Source organism: Micromonospora sp. NPDC020750, from assembly GCF_044334565.1.
Taxonomy (GTDB): domain Bacteria; phylum Actinomycetota; class Actinomycetes; order Mycobacteriales; family Micromonosporaceae; genus Micromonospora.
Window position 1 is genome coordinate 230,187 of sequence record NZ_JBIRTH010000007.1, and the last position, 16,852, is coordinate 247,038.

General features: G+C 72.8%; 20 protein-coding genes and 3 tRNA genes. 14 read left to right on the forward strand and 9 right to left on the reverse strand.

Annotated elements, in window-relative coordinates:
• Nucleotides 1–6: 6 nt before the first annotated feature.
• From crtI to ACH4T9_RS22490, 8 genes are all read left to right on the forward strand, one after another.
• Complete coding sequence (crtI, locus tag ACH4T9_RS22455) at nt 7–1,488, forward strand: phytoene desaturase family protein (protein WP_396671665.1); 1,482 nt, start codon at nt 7–9, stop codon at nt 1,486–1,488.
• The gene (idi, locus tag ACH4T9_RS22460) at nt 1,485–2,105 is read left to right on the forward strand and encodes an isopentenyl-diphosphate Delta-isomerase (RefSeq protein ID WP_396671666.1); all 621 of its coding nucleotides are present in this window, start codon (nt 1,485–1,487) and stop codon (nt 2,103–2,105) included. Before crtI ends, idi begins: the two co-directional genes overlap by 4 nt.
• The gene (locus ACH4T9_RS22465; RefSeq protein WP_396671667.1) at nt 2,095–3,048 is read left to right on the forward strand and encodes a MerR family transcriptional regulator; all 954 of its coding nucleotides are present in this window, start codon (nt 2,095–2,097) and stop codon (nt 3,046–3,048) included. Before idi ends, ACH4T9_RS22465 begins: the two co-directional genes overlap by 11 nt.
• A gap of 71 nt (nt 3,049–3,119) precedes the next feature.
• Nucleotides 3,120–3,917 carry a polysaccharide deacetylase family protein gene (locus tag ACH4T9_RS22470; protein ID WP_396671668.1) on the forward strand — a complete coding sequence of 266 codons (798 nt, stop codon included), beginning with the start codon at nt 3,120–3,122 and terminating at the stop codon, nt 3,915–3,917.
• A gap of 154 nt (nt 3,918–4,071) precedes the next feature.
• A tRNA-Glu gene (locus ACH4T9_RS22475) sits at nt 4,072–4,144 on the forward strand.
• 31 nt (nt 4,145–4,175) lie between these two features.
• Nucleotides 4,176–4,249 (forward strand) — tRNA-Asp (locus ACH4T9_RS22480).
• A gap of 104 nt (nt 4,250–4,353) precedes the next feature.
• Nucleotides 4,354–4,427 (forward strand) — tRNA-Phe (locus ACH4T9_RS22485).
• 279 nt (nt 4,428–4,706) lie between these two features.
• Nucleotides 4,707–5,216, forward strand: a complete 510-nt coding sequence (locus ACH4T9_RS22490; protein WP_396671669.1) for an SRPBCC family protein — start codon at nt 4,707–4,709, stop codon at nt 5,214–5,216.
• A 106-nt stretch (nt 5,217–5,322) separates the two neighbouring features.
• Here ACH4T9_RS22490 and ACH4T9_RS22495 read toward each other — a convergent pair whose 3' ends face one another.
• The gene (locus ACH4T9_RS22495; RefSeq protein WP_396671670.1) at nt 5,323–6,024 is read right to left on the reverse strand and encodes a DUF2786 domain-containing protein; all 702 of its coding nucleotides are present in this window, start codon (nt 6,022–6,024) and stop codon (nt 5,323–5,325) included.
• A 124-nt stretch (nt 6,025–6,148) separates the two neighbouring features.
• Here ACH4T9_RS22495 and ACH4T9_RS22500 point away from each other — a divergent pair, with 124 nt between their 5' ends.
• Entirely contained in the window at nt 6,149–6,595 is a 447-nt protein-coding gene (locus ACH4T9_RS22500; protein WP_396671671.1) for a hypothetical protein, read from the forward strand.
• 45 nt (nt 6,596–6,640) lie between these two features.
• On the opposite strand, the gene ACH4T9_RS22505 is transcribed toward ACH4T9_RS22500, so the two are convergent.
• Complete coding sequence (locus ACH4T9_RS22505) at nt 6,641–7,030, reverse strand: hypothetical protein (RefSeq protein WP_396671672.1); 390 nt, start codon at nt 7,028–7,030, stop codon at nt 6,641–6,643.
• A 169-nt stretch (nt 7,031–7,199) separates the two neighbouring features.
• Between ACH4T9_RS22505 and ACH4T9_RS22510 the strand changes: the two genes are divergently transcribed.
• Nucleotides 7,200–8,540, forward strand: a complete 1,341-nt coding sequence (locus tag ACH4T9_RS22510; RefSeq protein ID WP_396671673.1) for an ABC transporter substrate-binding protein — start codon at nt 7,200–7,202, stop codon at nt 8,538–8,540.
• 83 nt (nt 8,541–8,623) lie between these two features.
• On the opposite strand, the gene ACH4T9_RS22515 is transcribed toward ACH4T9_RS22510, so the two are convergent.
• Both ACH4T9_RS22515 and ACH4T9_RS22520 read right to left on the reverse strand, forming a co-directional pair.
• On the reverse strand, nt 8,624–9,367 hold the full coding sequence (locus tag ACH4T9_RS22515; RefSeq protein WP_396671674.1) for an enoyl-CoA hydratase/isomerase family protein: 744 nt from the start codon (nt 9,365–9,367) through the stop codon (nt 8,624–8,626).
• Nucleotides 9,364–10,218, reverse strand: coding sequence for a 3-hydroxyacyl-CoA dehydrogenase family protein (locus ACH4T9_RS22520; RefSeq protein WP_396671675.1), 855 nt, complete (start codon nt 10,216–10,218; stop codon nt 9,364–9,366). The genes ACH4T9_RS22515 and ACH4T9_RS22520 overlap by 4 nt, the downstream gene beginning before the upstream one ends.
• A 163-nt stretch (nt 10,219–10,381) precedes the next feature.
• Here ACH4T9_RS22520 and ACH4T9_RS22525 point away from each other — a divergent pair, with 163 nt between their 5' ends.
• Nucleotides 10,382–10,669, forward strand: a complete 288-nt coding sequence (locus tag ACH4T9_RS22525; protein WP_396671676.1) for a hypothetical protein — start codon at nt 10,382–10,384, stop codon at nt 10,667–10,669.
• A 157-nt stretch (nt 10,670–10,826) separates the two neighbouring features.
• On the opposite strand, the gene ACH4T9_RS22530 is transcribed toward ACH4T9_RS22525, so the two are convergent.
• Nucleotides 10,827–11,606 carry a class I SAM-dependent methyltransferase gene (locus ACH4T9_RS22530; protein WP_396671677.1) on the reverse strand — a complete coding sequence of 260 codons (780 nt, stop codon included), beginning with the start codon at nt 11,604–11,606 and terminating at the stop codon, nt 10,827–10,829.
• A 53-nt stretch (nt 11,607–11,659) separates the two neighbouring features.
• Between ACH4T9_RS22530 and ACH4T9_RS22535 the strand changes: the two genes are divergently transcribed.
• Nucleotides 11,660–12,040 (forward strand): PPOX class F420-dependent oxidoreductase, encoded by a 381-nt coding sequence (locus ACH4T9_RS22535; RefSeq protein WP_396671678.1) that lies wholly within the window; start codon nt 11,660–11,662, stop codon nt 12,038–12,040.
• An 81-nt stretch (nt 12,041–12,121) separates the two neighbouring features.
• On the opposite strand, the gene ACH4T9_RS22540 is transcribed toward ACH4T9_RS22535, so the two are convergent.
• Together ACH4T9_RS22540 and ACH4T9_RS22545 are read right to left on the reverse strand one after the other, a co-directional pair.
• Nucleotides 12,122–12,331: a BldC family transcriptional regulator gene (locus ACH4T9_RS22540; RefSeq protein WP_007073996.1), complete on the reverse strand. Its 210-nt coding sequence runs from the start codon at nt 12,329–12,331 to the stop codon at nt 12,122–12,124.
• Nucleotides 12,332–12,615: 284 nt separating this feature from the next.
• On the reverse strand, nt 12,616–13,455 hold the full coding sequence (locus tag ACH4T9_RS22545; protein WP_396671679.1) for a hypothetical protein: 840 nt from the start codon (nt 13,453–13,455) through the stop codon (nt 12,616–12,618).
• A gap of 212 nt (nt 13,456–13,667) precedes the next feature.
• Between ACH4T9_RS22545 and ACH4T9_RS22550 the strand changes: the two genes are divergently transcribed.
• Both ACH4T9_RS22550 and ACH4T9_RS22555 read left to right on the forward strand, forming a co-directional pair.
• The gene (locus tag ACH4T9_RS22550; RefSeq protein WP_396671680.1) at nt 13,668–14,750 is read left to right on the forward strand and encodes a Glu/Leu/Phe/Val dehydrogenase; all 1,083 of its coding nucleotides are present in this window, start codon (nt 13,668–13,670) and stop codon (nt 14,748–14,750) included.
• A 313-nt stretch (nt 14,751–15,063) separates the two neighbouring features.
• Nucleotides 15,064–15,276, forward strand: coding sequence for a DUF3073 domain-containing protein (locus ACH4T9_RS22555; protein ID WP_387017165.1), 213 nt, complete (start codon nt 15,064–15,066; stop codon nt 15,274–15,276).
• Nucleotides 15,277–15,426: 150 nt separating this feature from the next.
• Here ACH4T9_RS22555 and amcA read toward each other — a convergent pair whose 3' ends face one another.
• Together amcA and amcB are read right to left on the reverse strand one after the other, a co-directional pair.
• A complete protein-coding gene (gene amcA, locus ACH4T9_RS22560) occupies nt 15,427–15,663 on the reverse strand; it encodes a multiple cyclophane-containing RiPP AmcA (RefSeq protein ID WP_396671681.1) in 237 nt (78 codons plus the stop codon).
• The gene (amcB, locus tag ACH4T9_RS22565; RefSeq protein ID WP_396672057.1) at nt 15,632–16,738 is read right to left on the reverse strand and encodes a cyclophane-forming radical SAM peptide maturase AmcB; all 1,107 of its coding nucleotides are present in this window, start codon (nt 16,736–16,738) and stop codon (nt 15,632–15,634) included. Before amcB ends, amcA begins: the two co-directional genes overlap by 32 nt.
• Nucleotides 16,739–16,852: the final 114 nt, after the last annotated feature.

Genomic DNA, 16,852 nt, shown 5'->3' on the forward strand with positions numbered 1-16,852 from the left:
GGTCACGTGCGGACCGTGACGGGACGTACGGACCAGGTGGTGGTCGTCGGCGCCGGGCTCGGCGGGCTGGCGTGCGCGCTGTACCTGGCCGGCGGCGGCCGGCAGGTGACGGTGGTCGAGCGGGAGCCGGTGCCGGGCGGCCGGGCCGGGCGGCTCGGCGTCGACGGGTACGAGTTCGACACCGGCCCGACCGTCCTCACCATGCCCGACCTGATCGACGAGGCGCTCGGCGCGGTCGGTGAGGAGTTGGGCGACTGGGTCGAGCTGATGCCGCTGGACCCGGCGTACCGGGCGTACTACCCGGACGGCTCGACGCTGGACGTGATCACCGACACCACCCGGATGGCGGCCGAGATCGCCTCCGTCTGCGGCCCCCGGGAGGCCGACGGGTACCTACGCTTCGTGGACTACGCCCGGGAGCTGTGGCGACTGGAGCGGGCGGACTTCATCGAGCGCAACCTCGACGCCCCGACCGACCTGCTCACCGGCAACCTGCTGAAGCTGCTGGCCAACGGCGCGTTCCGCCGGCTCCAGACGAAGATCGGCCAGTTCTTCCAGGACCCGCGCACCCAGCGGATCTTCTCCTTCCAGGCGATGTACGCCGGGCTCGCCCCGCACGACGCGCTGGCCATCTACGCGGTCATCGCGTACCTCGACTCGGTGGCCGGGGTCTACTTCCCACGCGGCGGTATCCACGCGGTCTCCCGGGGGATGGCCGGCGCGGCGGAGAAGCACGGCGTGCAGATCCGGTACGGCACCACGGTGACCCGGGTGGAGACCGCGAACGGCCGGGCGACCGGCGTGCTCACCACGGACGACGAGTTCATCCCGGCCGACGTGGTGGTGCTCAACCCCGACCTGCCGGTCGCCTACCGGGACCTGCTTCCCGCTGCCCGGCAGCGCCGGCTCACCTACTCGCCGTCCTGCGTGGTGCTGCACGTCGGCTCGCGGCAGAGCTATGAGAAAATCGCCCACCACAACATCCACTTCGGACGGTCCTGGAAGGGCACGTTCGACGAGGTGATCCGGCGAGGGGAGCTGATGACCGACCCGTCGCTGCTGGTCACCAATCCCAGCCGCACCGACCCGTCGGTCGCCCCGGCCGACCGCCACACCTACTACGTGCTCGCCCCGGTGCCCAACCTCGACCGGGCCCCGTTCGACTGGCGCGGTGACCTGACCCGCCGCTACACCGACCAGCTCGTCGGGACGCTGGAGGAGCGCGGATACGTCGGCTTCGGCGACGGCGTCGAGGTGCTACGCGCGGTCACCCCGGCCGAGTGGGCCGAGCAGGGCATGGCGGCCGGGACCCCGTTCGCGTCGGCGCACAGCCTCTTCCAGACCGGCCCGTTCCGCCCGTCGAACCTGCATCGGACGCTCGACAACGTGGTGTTCGTCGGCTCCGGCACCCAGCCGGGAGTCGGCGTGCCGATGGTCCTGATCTCCGGCAAGCTGGCCGCCGCCCGCATCACGGGGCCGGCCCGATGAGCGGCCGGGAGGACCACCTGGTCGAGCTGGTCGACGACGACGGCCGGGCGCACGGCGAGGCCTCGGTGGCCGCCGCCCACCAACCGCCGGGCCGGCTGCACCGGGCCTTCTCGGTGCTGCTGGTCGACCCGGACGGCCGGGTGCTGCTGCAACGTCGCGCCGCCGCCAAGACCCGGTTCCCGCTGCGCTGGGCCAACTCGTGCTGCGGCCACCCGGCCCCGGGCGAGTCGCTGGTCGAGGCCGCCAACCGGCGGCTGGGCGAGGAGTTGGGCGCCGGGCCCGTCGACCTCACCGAGGTCGGGGTGTACGTCTACTACGCGGAGGACCCCACCACCGGGCGGGTCGAGTTCGAGTACGACCACGTGCTGCGCGCCGACGTGCCGGCCGACGCGCCCCTGCGTCCCGACCCGGACGAGGTGGCCGAGGTGCGCTGGGTCGACCCGGCGACGCTGGAGACCGATCTGGACGTCGACCCCCGCGCGTACGCGCCCTGGCTGGGCGGGGTGGTGAACCGCCTGCTGCGTACCTCCGGGCCTGCGGCGGGCGCCCCCGGTCCCAGCGCGGCCCCGGCCGGCCTTCCGGCGGACGACGCGTCGGAGCGGTCGGGTGGCCGATGAGGCGCTGAGCGCGGGGGCCGTGGCACGCCGACTGGGCGTCGCGGTCACCACGCTGCGCACCTGGCACCAGCGCTACGGACTCGGCCCCAGCCAGCACGTGCCGGGCCACCACCGGCGGTACACGGCGGCAGACCTCGCGCGCCTGGAGACGATGCGCAGGCTGACCGCGGAGGGGATTACCCCGGCCGAGGCGGCCCGGTGGGCCCGGCAGGCACCGGGGCCGACCGGCGAGGTGCCCACCGGTGCCCTCGCTGAGGTCCGCGCGGTCGGGGTCCGCGACGGTGGTGGCCAGGCGATCCCGGTCGGCCGGGCCGGCCCGGCGGCCCGTGGGCTGGCCCGGGCCGCCATGCGGCTGGATTCGGTGGCGATCGGCGAGGCGATCGCCCGCGCCCTGGCCGCCGACGGCGTCGTCGCCACCTGGGACAGGCTCCTGCGGCCGGTGCTCGTCGGCATCGGCGAGCGGCACGCCGCCACGGCCGGGCTGATCGAGGTGGAACACCTGGTGTCCCGGTGCGTCTCCGAGGCGTTCGCCACCGTCCCACGGGTCGGGACGGCCACCGGTCCGGCCCGGATCCTGCTTTCCTGCGCCGACGAGGAGCAGCACACCCTGCCGCTGGAGGCGCTGGCCGCCGCGCTGGCCGAGGCCGGCATGGCGTACCGGATGCTCGGTGCCCGGGTGCCGGCGGCGGCCCTGGTCGAGGCGGTCAACCGCACCGGGCCGGCCGCCGTGGTGGTCTGGTCGCACACCCGGGCCACCGCCGACCCGGCCCAGCTCACCGTGCTGCTGACCAGCCCGCGCCGGCCCCTGTTGGTGCTGGCCGCCGGCCCGGGCTGGTGGGCCGACTCCCTGCCGGCCGGCGTGGTCCGCCCGGTCGACCTCGCCGAGGCGGTCTCGCTCGCCCTCGCGGTACGCGACTCCCTGGACCGGCCGACAGGAGACTGACCGCACTGGCCGTTTTCACGTTTCGTCCACTAGCGTCGGGTGGCCCACGTACCCGGCCCCTCGGAGTGACGATGAGTGAGCGCGCCGCCCTGGCGTTCGGCATCAGCCTGATCCTGTTCCTCGCCGGCTGCGGCGAGCGGACAACCGGCCGCTCCCCGGAGGCCGCCCCCGCACCGGCGGCCTCGGCATCGCCGAAACAGACACCGCAGCCGAAGCCGAGCCCCTCGGCCAAGCCGACCCGGACCGTCCCGCCACGGCTGCGCCCGCAGCCCACCACGCTCCCGCCCGGGCTGCGCCGGACCAGCGGCGGGCGGGCGGTCGCGTTGACGTTCGACGACGGGCCCGATCCGGTCTGGACGCCGAAGATCCTGGACCAGTTGCACCGCGCCGGGGCGAAGGCCACCTTCTGCGTGATCGGCACCCGGGCCCGGGCGTACCCCGAGTTGGTCGCGCGGATCGCCCGGGAGGGCCACCAACTGTGCAACCACAGTTGGCGGCACGACCTGGACCTCGGCCGGCGGCCGGTCGCCGAGATCCGGGCCGACCTGGTACGCACCAACCGCGCCATCCAGGCGGCGGCGCCGGGCGCCAAGGTTCCGTTCTACCGCCAGCCGGGCGGGAAGTGGACTCCGGAGGTCGTGGCGATGGGACGGCAGCTCGGCATGCGGCCGCTGCACTGGAGTGTCGATCCGCAGGACTGGGCCAAGCCCTCCGCCCCGACGATCACCCGTCGGGTGACCGGTGCCGTCCGACCCGGCGCGATCGTGCTGATGCACGACGGCGGCGGGAATCGGGCCGCCACGATCTCCGCCTGCGCCCACCTCATCGGCGACCTGAAGCGGCGCTACGGGCTGGTCCGGCTCAGTTGAACCAGCCATGACCTGCGGTTTTGCGGGCGAGCGAGCCCTCGGCCATACCGATTTGTTTCGCGGGCCGCCCGTCACGTATGCTTTCCAAGCCTCCGGCGGGGCCGGATGGGAGCAAGTCCGCTAGAAGTTGCGAGTGTGCAATGATGGCGGGGCCGCCCTCATCGTCTAGCGGCCCAGGACGTCGCCCTTTCAAGGCGGTAGCACGGGTTCGAATCCCGTTGGGGGCACGACCGGCGCAAGCCGGAGCAACACCAGCCAGGTCCTGTGGAGCAGTTGGAGTGCTCGCCGCCCTGTCAAGGCGGAGGTCGCGGGTTCAAGTCCCGTCAGGACCGCAAGCGCTGATCGCCGCGCGTACCATGCGCGGCGTTCTGCGTATCGGAGCAGGTTCCCTGCCGGCGGTGATCCCGCCTTTTGGGTACCATGAGCCGAGCGGCACGGCCAGGTAGCTCAGTTGGTACGAGCGTCCGACTGAAAATCGGAAGGTCGGCGGTTCGACCCCGCCCCTGGCCACATAGCCTTTCGCCGGGCTACAGGAAGCCCCTCATCTGCGGCAACGCGATGGGGGGCTTCCGCTATGTCTGGGCGGATAGCTCACGTGCTGCCCGGAGTACTCGGCACCCAGGCCGTCCCATCCGGCACCGGACACCCGTTCGCCCGTCGGACGCAACCCGTTCGCCGTCCGCGTGTCCGGAGTTGAATCGCCACTGTCCGCAATCCGGACGCGCCGTGTCCGATTCAGGGCAAGCACGAAGCTGCACGCTGGGGCATCAGCCGGTATGGTCCGGGCCTATGGGACAGGAGATGGCCGAACCGGCAGACGTCCGACAGGATGTCGCGCGGTACTCGCTGCGCAGCAGTCTCCTCATCCCTGCCTCCACCGAGCGGGCCTTCGCCGTGTTCACCGGTGCGCTGACCGACTGGTGGGTCCGGGAGTACACCTGGTCCGGCCCGGCGGCGCTGGCGGAGCTCGGCATCGAGCCACGCGCCGGAGGCATGCTCTACGAGATCGGCCCGTACGGCTTCCGGAGCGACTGGGGCCGCGTGCTCACCTGGGACCCGCCCCGGCGGCTGGTGTTCAGCTGGCAGATCGGCCCGGACCGGGTGCCGGCCCCCGACCCGGCGCAGGCCAGCGAGGTGGAGGTGCTGTTCCTGCCGGAGGGGCCGGAGCGGACCCGGGTGGAGGTCGAGCACCGGCACTTCGACCGGCACGGCGAGGCCGCCGAGGGATACCGGCAGGCGCTCACCGCGGGCTGGCACGAGCTGCTCTCCCGCTACCTGGCCTCAGTCACCCAACCCTGACCCGACGGCCGACCTCTCCCACACGCACTTTCAGAGAAAGAGTGCCCGTGGGGCAGCGGATGGCAACGCTTTCACTGGAAGTGTGGGAAAGGGGTCGACCACCGGGTCAGTGGGGGAGTTGTCGGGTTCGGGTGGGGGGTAGGCGCTGGCCGCCCAGGTCGGCGCTGCGGCCGGCCGCGGCACCCGAGCCGAAACCGGTGCCGGCGAGCCGGCGCGGAGCGGCGGTGCGCAGCCGGGGGTAGGCCTCGGCCACCCGGCGCTGGACCCGGTCTGAGCGGTCGACCAGCACGAGCGCGACCGAGGTCCCGCCGGAGTCGGCGACCGCCCCGGCCTCCGCCTCGACCAGCCGTGTGCCGACCACCTGGGCGAAGCCGGCGAGCCAGGAGCGCCGGAACGCGGCCGGGTGCTCCCCCACCGGGACGACCGCCCCGGCCAGCCCGTGCGCCGCCTGCACCAGCAGCGAGGTGAAGAGCAGGTCGACCCGCTCCAGGTCGCTGGCGAAGCCGAACAGGTGCATCGCGAAGCTGCTGCCGTGCCGGCGACGGACGCAGCGGCAGCGCAGCGGGGCGGCGACGGCGGCGAGCAGGCCGGCCTTGTCCCGGGCGTACGGGGCGACGACCTCGACCACCCGGTCACCGACCGGGTCGGTGGCCGGGTCGCGGGCCGCCAGCAGGGCCCGGTCCACGCCGTAGCGGGCGATCAGCTCGGTTGCCTTGGCGGTGAACGCGGCCGACTCCTCCGGCGTGCAGGCCGGGTCCTCGGCCTTCGCCAGCAGCTTGCGCACCTTGACAAGCATGACCTCCGACATGCCACCAGAGCTATCACACCGTCCCGGACGCTGCCGGGCCAGCGGTGAGACCCATCGACCCGTATCATCGTTGCCCTTGGTCAGACGTCCGGTACGGACGGTCAGTCAACGCTTGGAGGCGCCCATGTCATCCCCGGTCGTCCGCCTACTGGCCACGATGACGGCAGCGGTGTCGCTGCTCGCCCTCGCGGCCCCCGCCCAGGCGGCCCCCGCGCCCGCGAGTCCCGGCGCGGGAACACCCGCGGTGAACCTCGCCGGCACCGACGCCACCTGCTACGGCGGCGCGGTGCGCTCGTACTTCCAGACCGGGAGCTGGGGCGGGGAGGCCGGCACCTACCGGGCCACCAGCCGCTGTGCGGACGTCAACGTCCGCAACGCGAGCAGCTTCGGCACCCAGGCCTGCGTGGTCTTCGTCGACAAGACCAACAGCTGCAACTACTGGACCTACCTCCCGGCGAAGTCCGGGTGGATCACGGTGGCCACCAACGTCCGGGACGGGGTGAACTTCCGGGTCCGCTTCTCGAACCTGCGCTACGAGTACGAGCCGCTGGTCGCGTACCACGCGTTCTGAGCGGCGGCGCCCCGGCGCCCGGCCACCCGGGCCGGCGCCGGGGCGTCAGGCGGCCCGGCTGCGCAGGGTGGCCACCGTCGAGCCGGCGAGGGTGAGCAGGCAGTCCGGCAGCAGGCCGTCGGCGACCGCCGCGCCGAAGAGCGCTTCCCCGGTGTCGGCGTCGGCGTTGGCGTACGCGCTGACGAAGCGGGCCACCCAGCGGGTGTCGTAGCCGGCCTCGTCGATGCCGGGAAAGTCCAGCGCCGCGCCGCCGGGAGCGGGCACGTCCCCGACCATCGTGGCCGCCAGGCACCAGGCCACCCCGTACGCCCCGGCGAGGCCGGCCCGGTCGACCACCTCGTCGAAGGCGCCCACCACCGCGTCGCCGTCTCCGGCCAGGGCCGAGTGGAGCACGGCGGTCGCGTCGTCCAGCGTCTGCTGCGGTACGTCCGTCACCCGGCGCACTGTACGACGGGTGGTCAACCCGTGACCACCCGAGAGCGTCGAACCGGTGACCCTGCGTACGCCTGCGCGGCTAGCAGGCAATTGACCGGGCTCCACATCCCCGCAGCCCAGCTCGGCACGCTAATGTGCGCAGCGGACCTTCGCCGGAGGAAGGACGACCATGTTCGTATCACACGGCTCGCGCGCCGCCGCCCTGGTGGCCTGCGGGGCGTTGCTCCTTGCCGGTGCCGCCTGCGGCACCGGCAAGTCAGAGGAGACCACCACCACACAGGTCCGCCTCTACGGCATCGACGGCAACATGATCAATGGGTACGCCGCGGAGCTGAAGGAGCGCGCCGATCTGATCGACGGCATGAAGGGCACGACCCCGCTCACGCCGCTGCCGGAAGCCTTCAAGAGCCGACTCCGGTCCGTCTACCCGAAGCTCGGCGACTACCTCTACGCGGCCGAGGCGTACGACGCGGTGGTCATCACCGCGCTGGCCACGCAGCTTGCCGGCAGCACCGAGCCGACGCAGATCGCCAAGCAGATCGTCGGCGTCACCAACAACGGCCAGCGGTGCGAGAAGGCGGCGGACTGCCTGAAGCTGGCCCGTGCCGGCCAGGACATCGAGTACCGGGGGGTGTCGCTCAACCGGGCCGGGTTCACCGACGCCGGGGAGCCGGCCACGGCCAGCTACGCCACCCTGACCTTCGGGGACCGCAAGATCGACGACGGCAAGACCGAGTTCGTCGGCGCCGGCGACGAGTCGGCCGCGAGCACGAAGAACCCGCCCCGGCCGTACAAGCAGCGCGGCGGGAAGGTCCCCTCGGCGCCACTGGTCCTGGGCGGCCTGCTGCCGCGCACCGGCGACCTGGCCCTGGCGTACCCGCCGCTGGCCGCCGGATCCGCCCTGGCGGTCAAGGAGGTCAACGCCGCGGGCGGGGTGCTCGGCGAGCCGGTGGTCTGGCTCGACGGCGACGACGGCACCAACCCGGACGTCGCGAAGGCCACCGTGGCCAAGCACGTCCGGGACGGCGCGCACGTCATCATCGGCGCCGGCGCCTCGGGCATCTCCCGCGCCATTCTGCCGGACGTGGTCGCCGCCGGCCGGGTGCTGTTCGCACCGTCCAACACGGACGCGGGGCTGACCTCGGTGGAGGACAAGGGCCTCTACTTCCGCACCGCACCGCCGGACAGCCTCCAGGGGCGGGCGCTGGCGGACGTGATACTGCGCGACGGGCCACACAAGATCGTGCTGGTCGCCCGGAAGGACTCCTACGGCGAGGGCCTTCAGGAGAACGTCCGCGCCGAGCTGGAGCGGGCCGGCATCGGCAGCGACCGGGTGAAGCTGCTGACGTACGATCCGCCGGCCGACGCGAAGGCTCCACCGCTGGACTTCACCGCCGGCGCCCAGGAGATCAAGAAGTACGACGCGGATGCCGTGCTGGTCATCGGCTTCGCCGAGTCCGCGCAGGTGATCCGGGCGCTCGCCGACTCCGGGGTGCAGATCCGGCACTGACCCGACGCGCGACGGCCGCCCCGGCAGACTCGCGGGGGCGGCCGTCGCGCGTCCGGCGCACCGGGCCCGGCTGCGACGCGCCGTCAGCGGGGCCTGCGGCGCTCCAGGAACTCGGTCATCCGCCGCCGCTTCTCCTCGTCCTCGAAGAGCACCGCCTGGCTGACCAGGTCGAGGTGCGGGTGGGCGGCCGGCGGTGCGTCCACGGCCAGCTTGGTCAGCCGCAGCGCCAGGGAGGAGCCCTTGGCGATCTCGTCGAGCAGCCCGTGCGCGGCGGGCAGCAGCTCGGTGGGCTCGTCCACCACCTGGTTGACCAGCCCGATCCGCAGCGCCTCCGCGGCATCCACCCGACGGCCGGTGAACAGCAACTCCTTGGCCCGGGCCTCGCCGACCAGCGCCGGGAGCCGGTGGGTCGCGCCCGCGCCGGCCAGGATGCCCAGCCGCACCTCCGGCTGGCCGAAGACGGCGCGCGCCGTACACACCCGCAGGTCGCACGCGTACGCCAGCTCAGCGCCACCGCCCAGCGCCGGGCCGTCGACGGCGGCGACGGTGGGCATCGGCAACGCCCGGATCCGGGCGAAGGCGGCGGAGTTGATCGCGGCGAGCGCGTCCAGCCGGCCCCGCTCGCGGAGCTGGGCGATGTCCGCCCCGCCCGCGAAGATCCCCTCCGCGCCGCCGGTGAGCAGCAGCAGGCGGGGCCGCGCCTCCAGTTCGGCGCAGACGTCGTGCAGCTCACCGATCAGGTCGGCGTCGATCGCGTTGCGCTTCTCGGGCCGGTCCAGCGTCACCACCAGCCGGTCCGGCCGCTCGTCGATCCGCAGCCCGCTCACCGCTTCTCGCCTCCTTCCCAGCGGTAGAAGCCCTGCCCGGACTTCCTGCCCAGCCTGCCGTCGGCGACCATCCGCTCCAGCAACGGCGGCGGCGCGTACCGGTCCCCGTAGGCGGTCTGGAGGGTGCGGGCGATGTCCAGCCGGACATCCAGCCCGACCAGGTCGGTCAGCTCCAGCGGGCCCACCGGGTGCCGGTAGCCGAGCACCATCGCCTTGTCGATGTCGGCCGGGTCGGCCACCCCGTCGGCGACCATCCGGATCGCCTCCAGCCCGAGGGCCACCCCGAGCCGGGAGGTGGCGAAGCCGGGCAGGTCGCGTACGACGACGGGGTCCTTGCCCAGCCGGCCGGCGAGCGCGACGGCCGCCGCGGTGGTCTCCTCGGCGGTGTCCGCGCCGACCACGACCTCCAGCAGCGCCATGGCCCAGACGGGGTTGAAGAAGTGCAGCCCGACGAAGCGCTCCGGCCGGTCCAGCCCGGCGGCCAGTTCCCCGATGGAGATGCTGGAGGTGTTGCTGCCCAGCAGCGCGGGGCGCAGCGCGGCGGCGGCCCGCAGGACGGCGCGCTTGAGCTCCAGCCGCTCCGGCACGGCTTCCACGACCACGTCGGGCTCGGGCGCGACGGCACCGAGGGAGGCGACCAGCGTCACCCGACCCCGGTGCGCCGCCGCCTCGTCCGCGGCGAGCTTCCCCCGCTGGACGGCCCGGTCCCACAGCTCACCGAGCCGCGCCTCGGCGGCGGTCGACCGGTCGGGGTCGACCTCGACCAGTTCGACGTGGTATCCCGCGCCGGCCGCCACGTAGGCGATGCCCAGGCCCATCGTGCCGGCCCCGACGACGACAAAACGATTCATGACGTCTCCTCGCTGCGCACGGCGGCATGCGGGGTCTCCGCCACGCCGGGCCGCCCGCTCCGCTGGCTCATGGGTGCGACCCTATGCAGCACGGGCATCGGCGGCATGCGTGGGGGCACGCCGAACCGGGTACTGCGCCGTCAACCGAGGGAAGGACCGGAACATGAGCCAGGCACCGGAGAGTGTGGAGAACCCGGCGACGGTGGAGACCCGCGGGGACGAGCGGGTCGACCTGCTCCGCGCGGACACCAACAACGACGGCAAGACCGACGTCTGGGTCGTCGACACCGACGGCGACGGTCGGGCCGACCTGTTCCAGTTCGACACCGACGGCGACGGCAAGGTGGACATCACCATGGTCGACCTCGACGAGGACGGGACTCCCGACGAGGTGGTCGACGGCGACGGTGGCCTCCCGCCGGAGCCGCTCCCCCCGACCGTCCGGGTCTGAGGCGCGCGGAAGGGGTCCCTGCCGAGGCTTCCCGCCCGGCAAGGGCCCCTTCCGCGTACCGGAGGCAAGGGCCCCTTCCGCGTACCGGAGGCAAGGGCCCCTTCCGCGTACCGGAGGCAAGGGCCCCTTGCGCGTACCGGAGTCGCCCGCGGACCGGTCAGCCGGTCAGCATCAGGGTCGCCAGGTAGTACGGGGCGTCCCGGTCATCCACGTCGGTCAGTCGCCACGGGGTGCCGCGGACCAGCTCGGCCAGCTCGGCCACCGAGCAGACCAGGTAGTCGAACCACTCGGTGCCCAGTTCCCGGTACCGCAGCCGCAGCCGCAGCTGCCCGCCGAGCCGACCCCGGTGCCGGTTCAGCTCGTGGTAGCCGGTGTGCACCGGGTCGGTGGTGCCGTACGGGTCGGTGCCGTGCGCGATGACCTGCGCACCGGGCCTGGCCAGCGCGGCGAGCGTGGCGAGGAACGCCGACGCCCGGTCCCGCCCCTCGATCAGCCCGAGGTTGTTGCCGAGCAGCAGGAAGGTGTCGTACCGCCGGCCGTCGGCGACGTGCTCGTCGATCGTGCCGTGCACCAGGTTCCGCACCCCGCGCCGGCGACACACCTTCAACGCGCCGAGGGAGGTGTCCAGCCCGGTCACCGGCACTCCGCGCTCCTGGAGCAGCAGCGCGATCCGGCCGGCGCCGACGCCGATGTCCAGCGTCTCGCCCCGGACCCGGTCCACCGCCCGGTGGTCGTACGGCTGCCACTCGGCGGGGCCGGCCAGGTAGTGGGCGGCGGGGGCGCCGTTGATGAGGCCGTCGTCCCGCTCGATGATCTCGATGACGGGCCGGGGCAGCCGCCCGCCGGCCATCGGCCGGGGGCCGATCCCGGTCTGCACGGCGAGCGCGTCCCGCAGCAGCTCGCCGAATACGTCGCCGATCCTGGGTTCCCCGGTCACGGGGTTCACGCTAACCCCATGGTCGGCGGGTCGCGCGGTCGTATTCTTGCGGCGTGACCACCTTGGACCGCCTCGCTGCGGAGAAGTACGTCCTGTTGACCACGTTCCGCAGGGACGGGCGGGCGGTGCCCACCCCCGTGTGGGCCGCCCGCGACGGTGACGCGCTGGCCGCCTGGACCGTCGCCGACTCGGGCAAGGTGAAGCGGATCCGGCGCAGTGGCGAGGTGACGGTGGCACCGTGCGACCTGCGGGGCCGGCCGCACGGCGAGGCGGTGTCCGGTCACGCGACCATCTGCGGCCCGGCGGACACCCGCCGGATCCGCGAACTGCTGAAGCAGAAGTACCGGCTGGTGGGGCGGCTCAGCCTGCTGGGCAGCCGGCTGCGGCGGGGCGAGCGGGGGACGGTGGGCATCCGGATCAGCCTGTCGGAGTGACCGCCCGGGCCGGACACGGAGCAGGGGCGGCGGACCGTTGTCCGCCGCCCCTGCTCCGTACGTCTGTAGAATTCCCGGCGGTCAGTCTCCCTGGCGCTGCTGGGGAATCTGCCCCTGCAGCAGAGCCCGAACCTCCGACTCGCGGTAACGGCGGTGCCCCCCGAGGGTCCGGATGGCGCTGAGCTTGCCAGCCTTCGCCCACCGGGTCACCGTCTTCGGGTCGACACGGAACATCGACGCCACCTCGGCCGGTGTGAGCAGCGGCTCCGGTTCGTGCGTTCGCGATGCCATATCGGTCACTCCTCCACAGGTATAGACATCGGCCGGGGTCCCGCCGGCCGACGCGTCTCCCATGGTCCGGCTAGTCCCCGATGTCCGACATGGGCCGAACGGCCGAAGGTCCCTAGACGGACGGATGAACCATGCCCGATTTATACGACTAATACACGGCACGAACCACCTTATTCGGACTCATAATCACTGGTCGTGATGCTCCAACTACGAGCACACCTCAATTCGGGAGCGCTCCCAGAGGCGTTTTACGGCTTCCTGGGCGGTCTTCGCCCAGGTGGGGACTAGTTGCAGCGTTCCAGGAGCTGGACCGCTCGCCAGCGAGCGACCAACGTGTCGTAGGCCGTGGACGCCTCCTCGGCCTCCCCCTTGGAGAGCCCGGCGAGCCCGGTGGCGACGAGCGCCGGCGAGTCGTCCGCGTCGAGGGTCTCGTCGGAGAGCAACTGGACGAGGCCGCCGTAGTCCAGCTCCACCACCGAGCGCGGGTGGAACTCCTCCAGCCACCGGGCGGCCTCCTCGACCGCCTCGGTGATCGGCGCCTCGCCGACGGTCTTACGCAACACCGACAGCGCCCGGGACGATCGGCGCCGGGCCTTGGCGATCTCCGTCCGGTAGCGCAGCGCGCGTCGCCCCGGATGGGTCACCAGGTCCCGCTCCTCGAAATCGAACAGGACGAACCAGCGCAGCGGCACGCCCCACGTGGCGATCTGCTCGTGCACCCGGGGGACGCCGTGTTCCAGCACCCGGGCCCCGCTACGCCAGTCCTCCACCACCGCCTTGGCCTGATCGGCGAGGACCGGCGGCACGAACGCGTCGGCCAGCACCGACGGCACGCCGTCCCGAGCGCTCAGCGCCGCCTCGGCCACCCGGATCCGCAGGTTCCACGGGCAGACCAGCAGGCTGTCGTCGGCCTCCAGGACGTACGCCTCCTCGGGCGGGTCGGGCAGCCGGGTCCAGCCCGCGCCCAGCGCCTCGATGACCGCCGTACGTTGCCGCCCCGGCCCCTCCGACGGGGCCACCGCCCGCCCGTCGGACGCGTAGCGCCGCCAGTACGACTGACGATCCCGGTCGAAGGCGGTCAGCGGCTCGTACACCCGCAGGTACGAAGCGAAGAGCGACGGCACTGCGCGATCCTCCCACGAGACGGAATCCAGACGCGGCCAGCGCCCCGGTCGCACGCCCGGCGGCCCTGCTCACCCGCCCGGACGCCCGGACTTCGGACATGCTGAGACGACAGTACGGCTTCGGCCGACATTAGGCTCGACCCACCGGCACCATCCCGCCGGCGTGCCACAGGTCCGCGTCCCAAAAGGACGCACCGACACAGGAGTCAGCCATGGGCGTATTTGCCAGCACCGACGGCCCGTCATCCACCGGCCACGAACAGGTCGTTTTCTGTCAGGACACGCAGACCGGACTCCGGGCGATCATCGGGATCTACTCCACCGCGCTGGGCCCCGCGCTCGGCGGCACCCGGTTCTACCCGTACGCCAGCGAGGAGGCGGCGCTGGCCGACGTGCTCGGCCTGTCCCGCGGCATGGCGTACAAGAACGCCCTGGCCGGGCTGGACCTGGGTGGCGGCAAGGCCGTGATCTGGGGCGACCCGGTGCAGCTCAAGGGCGAGGCGCTGCTGCGCGCGTACGGCCGCTTCGTCGAGTCGCTGAACGGCCGCTACTACACCGCGTGCGACGTCGGCACCTACGTCGCCGACATGGACGTGATCGCCCGGGAGACCCGCTACGTCACCGGACGCAGCGTGGAGCACGGCGGCGCGGGCGACTCGTCGGTGCTCACCGCGTGGGGCGTCTTCCAGGGCATGCGGGCCGCCGCCGAGCACGTCTGGGGCGCCCCCACCCTGAACGGCCGACGGGTCGGCGTGGCCGGGCTGGGCAAGGTCGGCAAGCACCTGACCCGGCACCTGCTCGACGACCACGCCGAGGTGGTGGCGACCGACGTCGACCCGCGGGCGCGCGAGTGGGTCCGCGCCAACCACCCGCAGGTCGAGCTGATCGAGGACGCCGCCGGGCTGGTCGCCGCCGACATCGACGTGTACGCCCCCTGCGCGCTGGGCGGCGCCCTGGACGACGAGACCGTGCCGGCGCTGCGGGCGAAGGTGGTCGCCGGGGCGGCCAACAACCAGCTCGCCCACCCGGGAATCGAGAAGCTGCTCGCCGACCGGGGCGTCCTCTACGCCCCCGACTACGTGGTGAACGCCGGCGGCGTGATCCAGGTCGCGGACGAGATCGAGGGCTTCAACTTCGAGCGGGCCAAGCTGCGGGCCACGAAGATCTACGACACCACCCGCCAGATCCTGCGGCTGGCCGACGATGAGGGTGTCCCCCCGGCGGTGGCGGCGGACCGGCTCGCCGAGCGCCGGATGGCGGAGGTCGGCCGGCTGCGCTCCATCCACCTGCGCTGAGCGCCACGCCCGGCCCGGTACGGATAACGCACCGGGTCGGGCTCCTCGGGTGGAGCGGGACGGGCTGCGGCGTTAAGCTGGAAATAGAGGTGATTGCCGCCCATCTGTCCGGCGTCATGGGCGGTTCGGCATTCGGCCCTTACCCCAGTACACTTGGTGACAGCCGGGTCACTGCGACGCGCAGGGCCGGCAGACGGTAACCCGAGGTGCCGAACAGCGGCATCCCCATGTACCGTAAGAGCCACGAGAGATGCCTGACGTCATCGGGGCCCGCCTTCGGGCTGCCCCGCATTCTGTGCGAGGGGGTCGAGCCATGGGGCGCGGCCGTGCTAAGGCCAAGCAGACAAAGGTGGCCCGGGAGTTGAAGTACCACTCCCCGAACACCGACCTCACCGCCTTGCAGCGCGAACTGGCGGGTGCTGGTAAGTCGGACCACGTCGTCGTCGACGACGACTACAAAGAGGTCGTCGACGACGACGATCACCCGGACGAAGACCCGGACCCCTGGGTCCGTCCCACCCGCTGACCTCCGGGAACATCTGAGCACGCGGCAAGCCCCGCGTGCTCACGCATGTGCCCATCAGGAGGCGGCATACCACCCGATGATCAGGGGCCTGCCGTGCCGGAGCCGATCCGGTCACCGCGGCAGGTCCTTGATCTCGGACCCGCCCGCCCCTCACCGGGGCCGGTTGTTCCAGTTGTAGAACGTCGGGATGTTCTCGAAGTGGTTCCAGGCGCAGACCGCCCCGGCACCCTCGCCCCCGGCCGCCTCCGAACGCAGCCGGCGCGCGTCCTCCGCCTCCTGGAGCAGGTCGGCCAGCCCGGCGGCGGTGTCCCGCACCCGGTCGACGACCGGTCGCCCGGTGTCTCCCCCGACACGTTCAGCCTGCCGGTCTCCGATGGTCTCGGGCATGGTCCAACACTCCCTCCAGTAGGCGGATCTTGCTGTTGCGGCAGTGCTCGGTCTCCGTACCGTCGAAACGCCCCAGCTCGAAGTAACGGTTGGCTGCGTGCCCACCCCCGCAGAAGCCGAAGTACGGGCAGGACGCCCGGCACGCCTCCACGCCGGCCAGGAACTCACCCACCCAGGGGGTCCTCCGCTCCGCCCCGGCCAGGATCTCGGCCAGCGGAGTGGTCAACACGTTGCCACTGCTGAAGTCGCCGTACCCGGGGTCGGTGAAGCCGGCCAGCTCCGGGGAGAGCACGGTCACCGACCCGTCGTGGCCGACCGTGGGGATCGGGTCGAGCCGCCGGGGCAGCAGATCGTCGGAGCTGCCGTCGAGCACCGCCGCCGCGTACCGCAGCGACCACTCCACCTCGCGCAGGTGGATCCGGGGATCCCGACGCCAGGCGGCCACCAGCTCGGCCCAGAACGCCCGCACCGGAGCCGCCTCGTGGGCGTTGCCGCGGGTGTTGACCCCCTCGGTCTCCTCGATGTTGACCCCCAGCACCTCGCAGCCGAGGCCGAGGAAGTAGTCGTACAGCTCGGTGGCCCGGCCCGGGGTCGGGTCGCTGACCACCGCCAGCGCCGAGAACGGCAGCCCGTGCCGGCGCAGCGTCTCGATCCCGCGCACGATCCGGTCGTACGCCGGCCGGCCGGCCCGGGTGACCCGGTCGCCGTTGCGCCCACGCGGCCCGTCCACGCTCACACTGACCCGCACCCGGTGCTCGGCGAGAAAGTCGCACCAGGCGTCGTCGATCAGGGTGGCGTTGGTCTGTACGTGGTGTTCGACCTCCGGCCCGAACGGGGCGAGCAGCGCGGCCAGGTGCTCCCGCCCGGTCGCGAGGGGCTCCCCGCCGTGCCACACCACCGAGAACCGGCCGGCCGACGCCCACGGGTTCACCGACGCGGCGACCGCCTGGGCCACCGCGACCGGCATCCGCCGGTCCGCCGCCCGGAACGGCAGGTAGCAGTACGCGCAGTCCAGGTTGCAGAGGGTCGTCGGCTGCATCACGACGTAAGCCGGGACCGGGGAGAGTCCCCGCATCCCGCTCACCTGCCGTTCTCGAGCAACCATCGCCCTCCTTCCTGGCCCGAAGGGTGTCCTTCAGGCTAGGCGGCGATGACCACTCGGGTGAACCCCTGATCAGGTGCTCGGATG

What these genes read in the sequence shown, in the direction of transcription:
- idi (WP_396671666.1), top strand. Translation starts at nt 1,485, where the DNA reads ATGAGCGGCCGGGAGGACCACCTGGTCGAGCTGGTCGACGACGACGGC.
- ACH4T9_RS22470 (WP_396671668.1), top strand. Translation starts at nt 3,120, where the DNA reads ATGAGTGAGCGCGCCGCCCTGGCGTTCGGCATCAGCCTGATCCTGTTC.
- ACH4T9_RS22490 (WP_396671669.1), top strand. Translation starts at nt 4,707, where the DNA reads ATGGGACAGGAGATGGCCGAACCGGCAGACGTCCGACAGGATGTCGCG.
- ACH4T9_RS22495 (WP_396671670.1), bottom strand. Translation starts at nt 6,024, where the DNA reads ATGTCGGAGGTCATGCTTGTCAAGGTGCGCAAGCTGCTGGCGAAGGCC.
- ACH4T9_RS22500 (WP_396671671.1), top strand. Translation starts at nt 6,149, where the DNA reads ATGTCATCCCCGGTCGTCCGCCTACTGGCCACGATGACGGCAGCGGTG.
- ACH4T9_RS22510 (WP_396671673.1), top strand. Translation starts at nt 7,200, where the DNA reads ATGTTCGTATCACACGGCTCGCGCGCCGCCGCCCTGGTGGCCTGCGGG.
- ACH4T9_RS22520 (WP_396671675.1), bottom strand. Translation starts at nt 10,218, where the DNA reads ATGAATCGTTTTGTCGTCGTCGGGGCCGGCACGATGGGCCTGGGCATC.
- ACH4T9_RS22525 (WP_396671676.1), top strand. Translation starts at nt 10,382, where the DNA reads ATGAGCCAGGCACCGGAGAGTGTGGAGAACCCGGCGACGGTGGAGACC.
- ACH4T9_RS22540 (WP_007073996.1), bottom strand. Translation starts at nt 12,331, where the DNA reads ATGGCATCGCGAACGCACGAACCGGAGCCGCTGCTCACACCGGCCGAG.
- ACH4T9_RS22550 (WP_396671680.1), top strand. Translation starts at nt 13,668, where the DNA reads ATGGGCGTATTTGCCAGCACCGACGGCCCGTCATCCACCGGCCACGAA.
- ACH4T9_RS22555 (WP_387017165.1), top strand. Translation starts at nt 15,064, where the DNA reads ATGGGGCGCGGCCGTGCTAAGGCCAAGCAGACAAAGGTGGCCCGGGAG.
- amcA (WP_396671681.1), bottom strand. Translation starts at nt 15,663, where the DNA reads ATGCCCGAGACCATCGGAGACCGGCAGGCTGAACGTGTCGGGGGAGAC.
- amcB (WP_396672057.1), bottom strand. Translation starts at nt 16,738, where the DNA reads ATGCGGGGACTCTCCCCGGTCCCGGCTTACGTCGTGATGCAGCCGACG.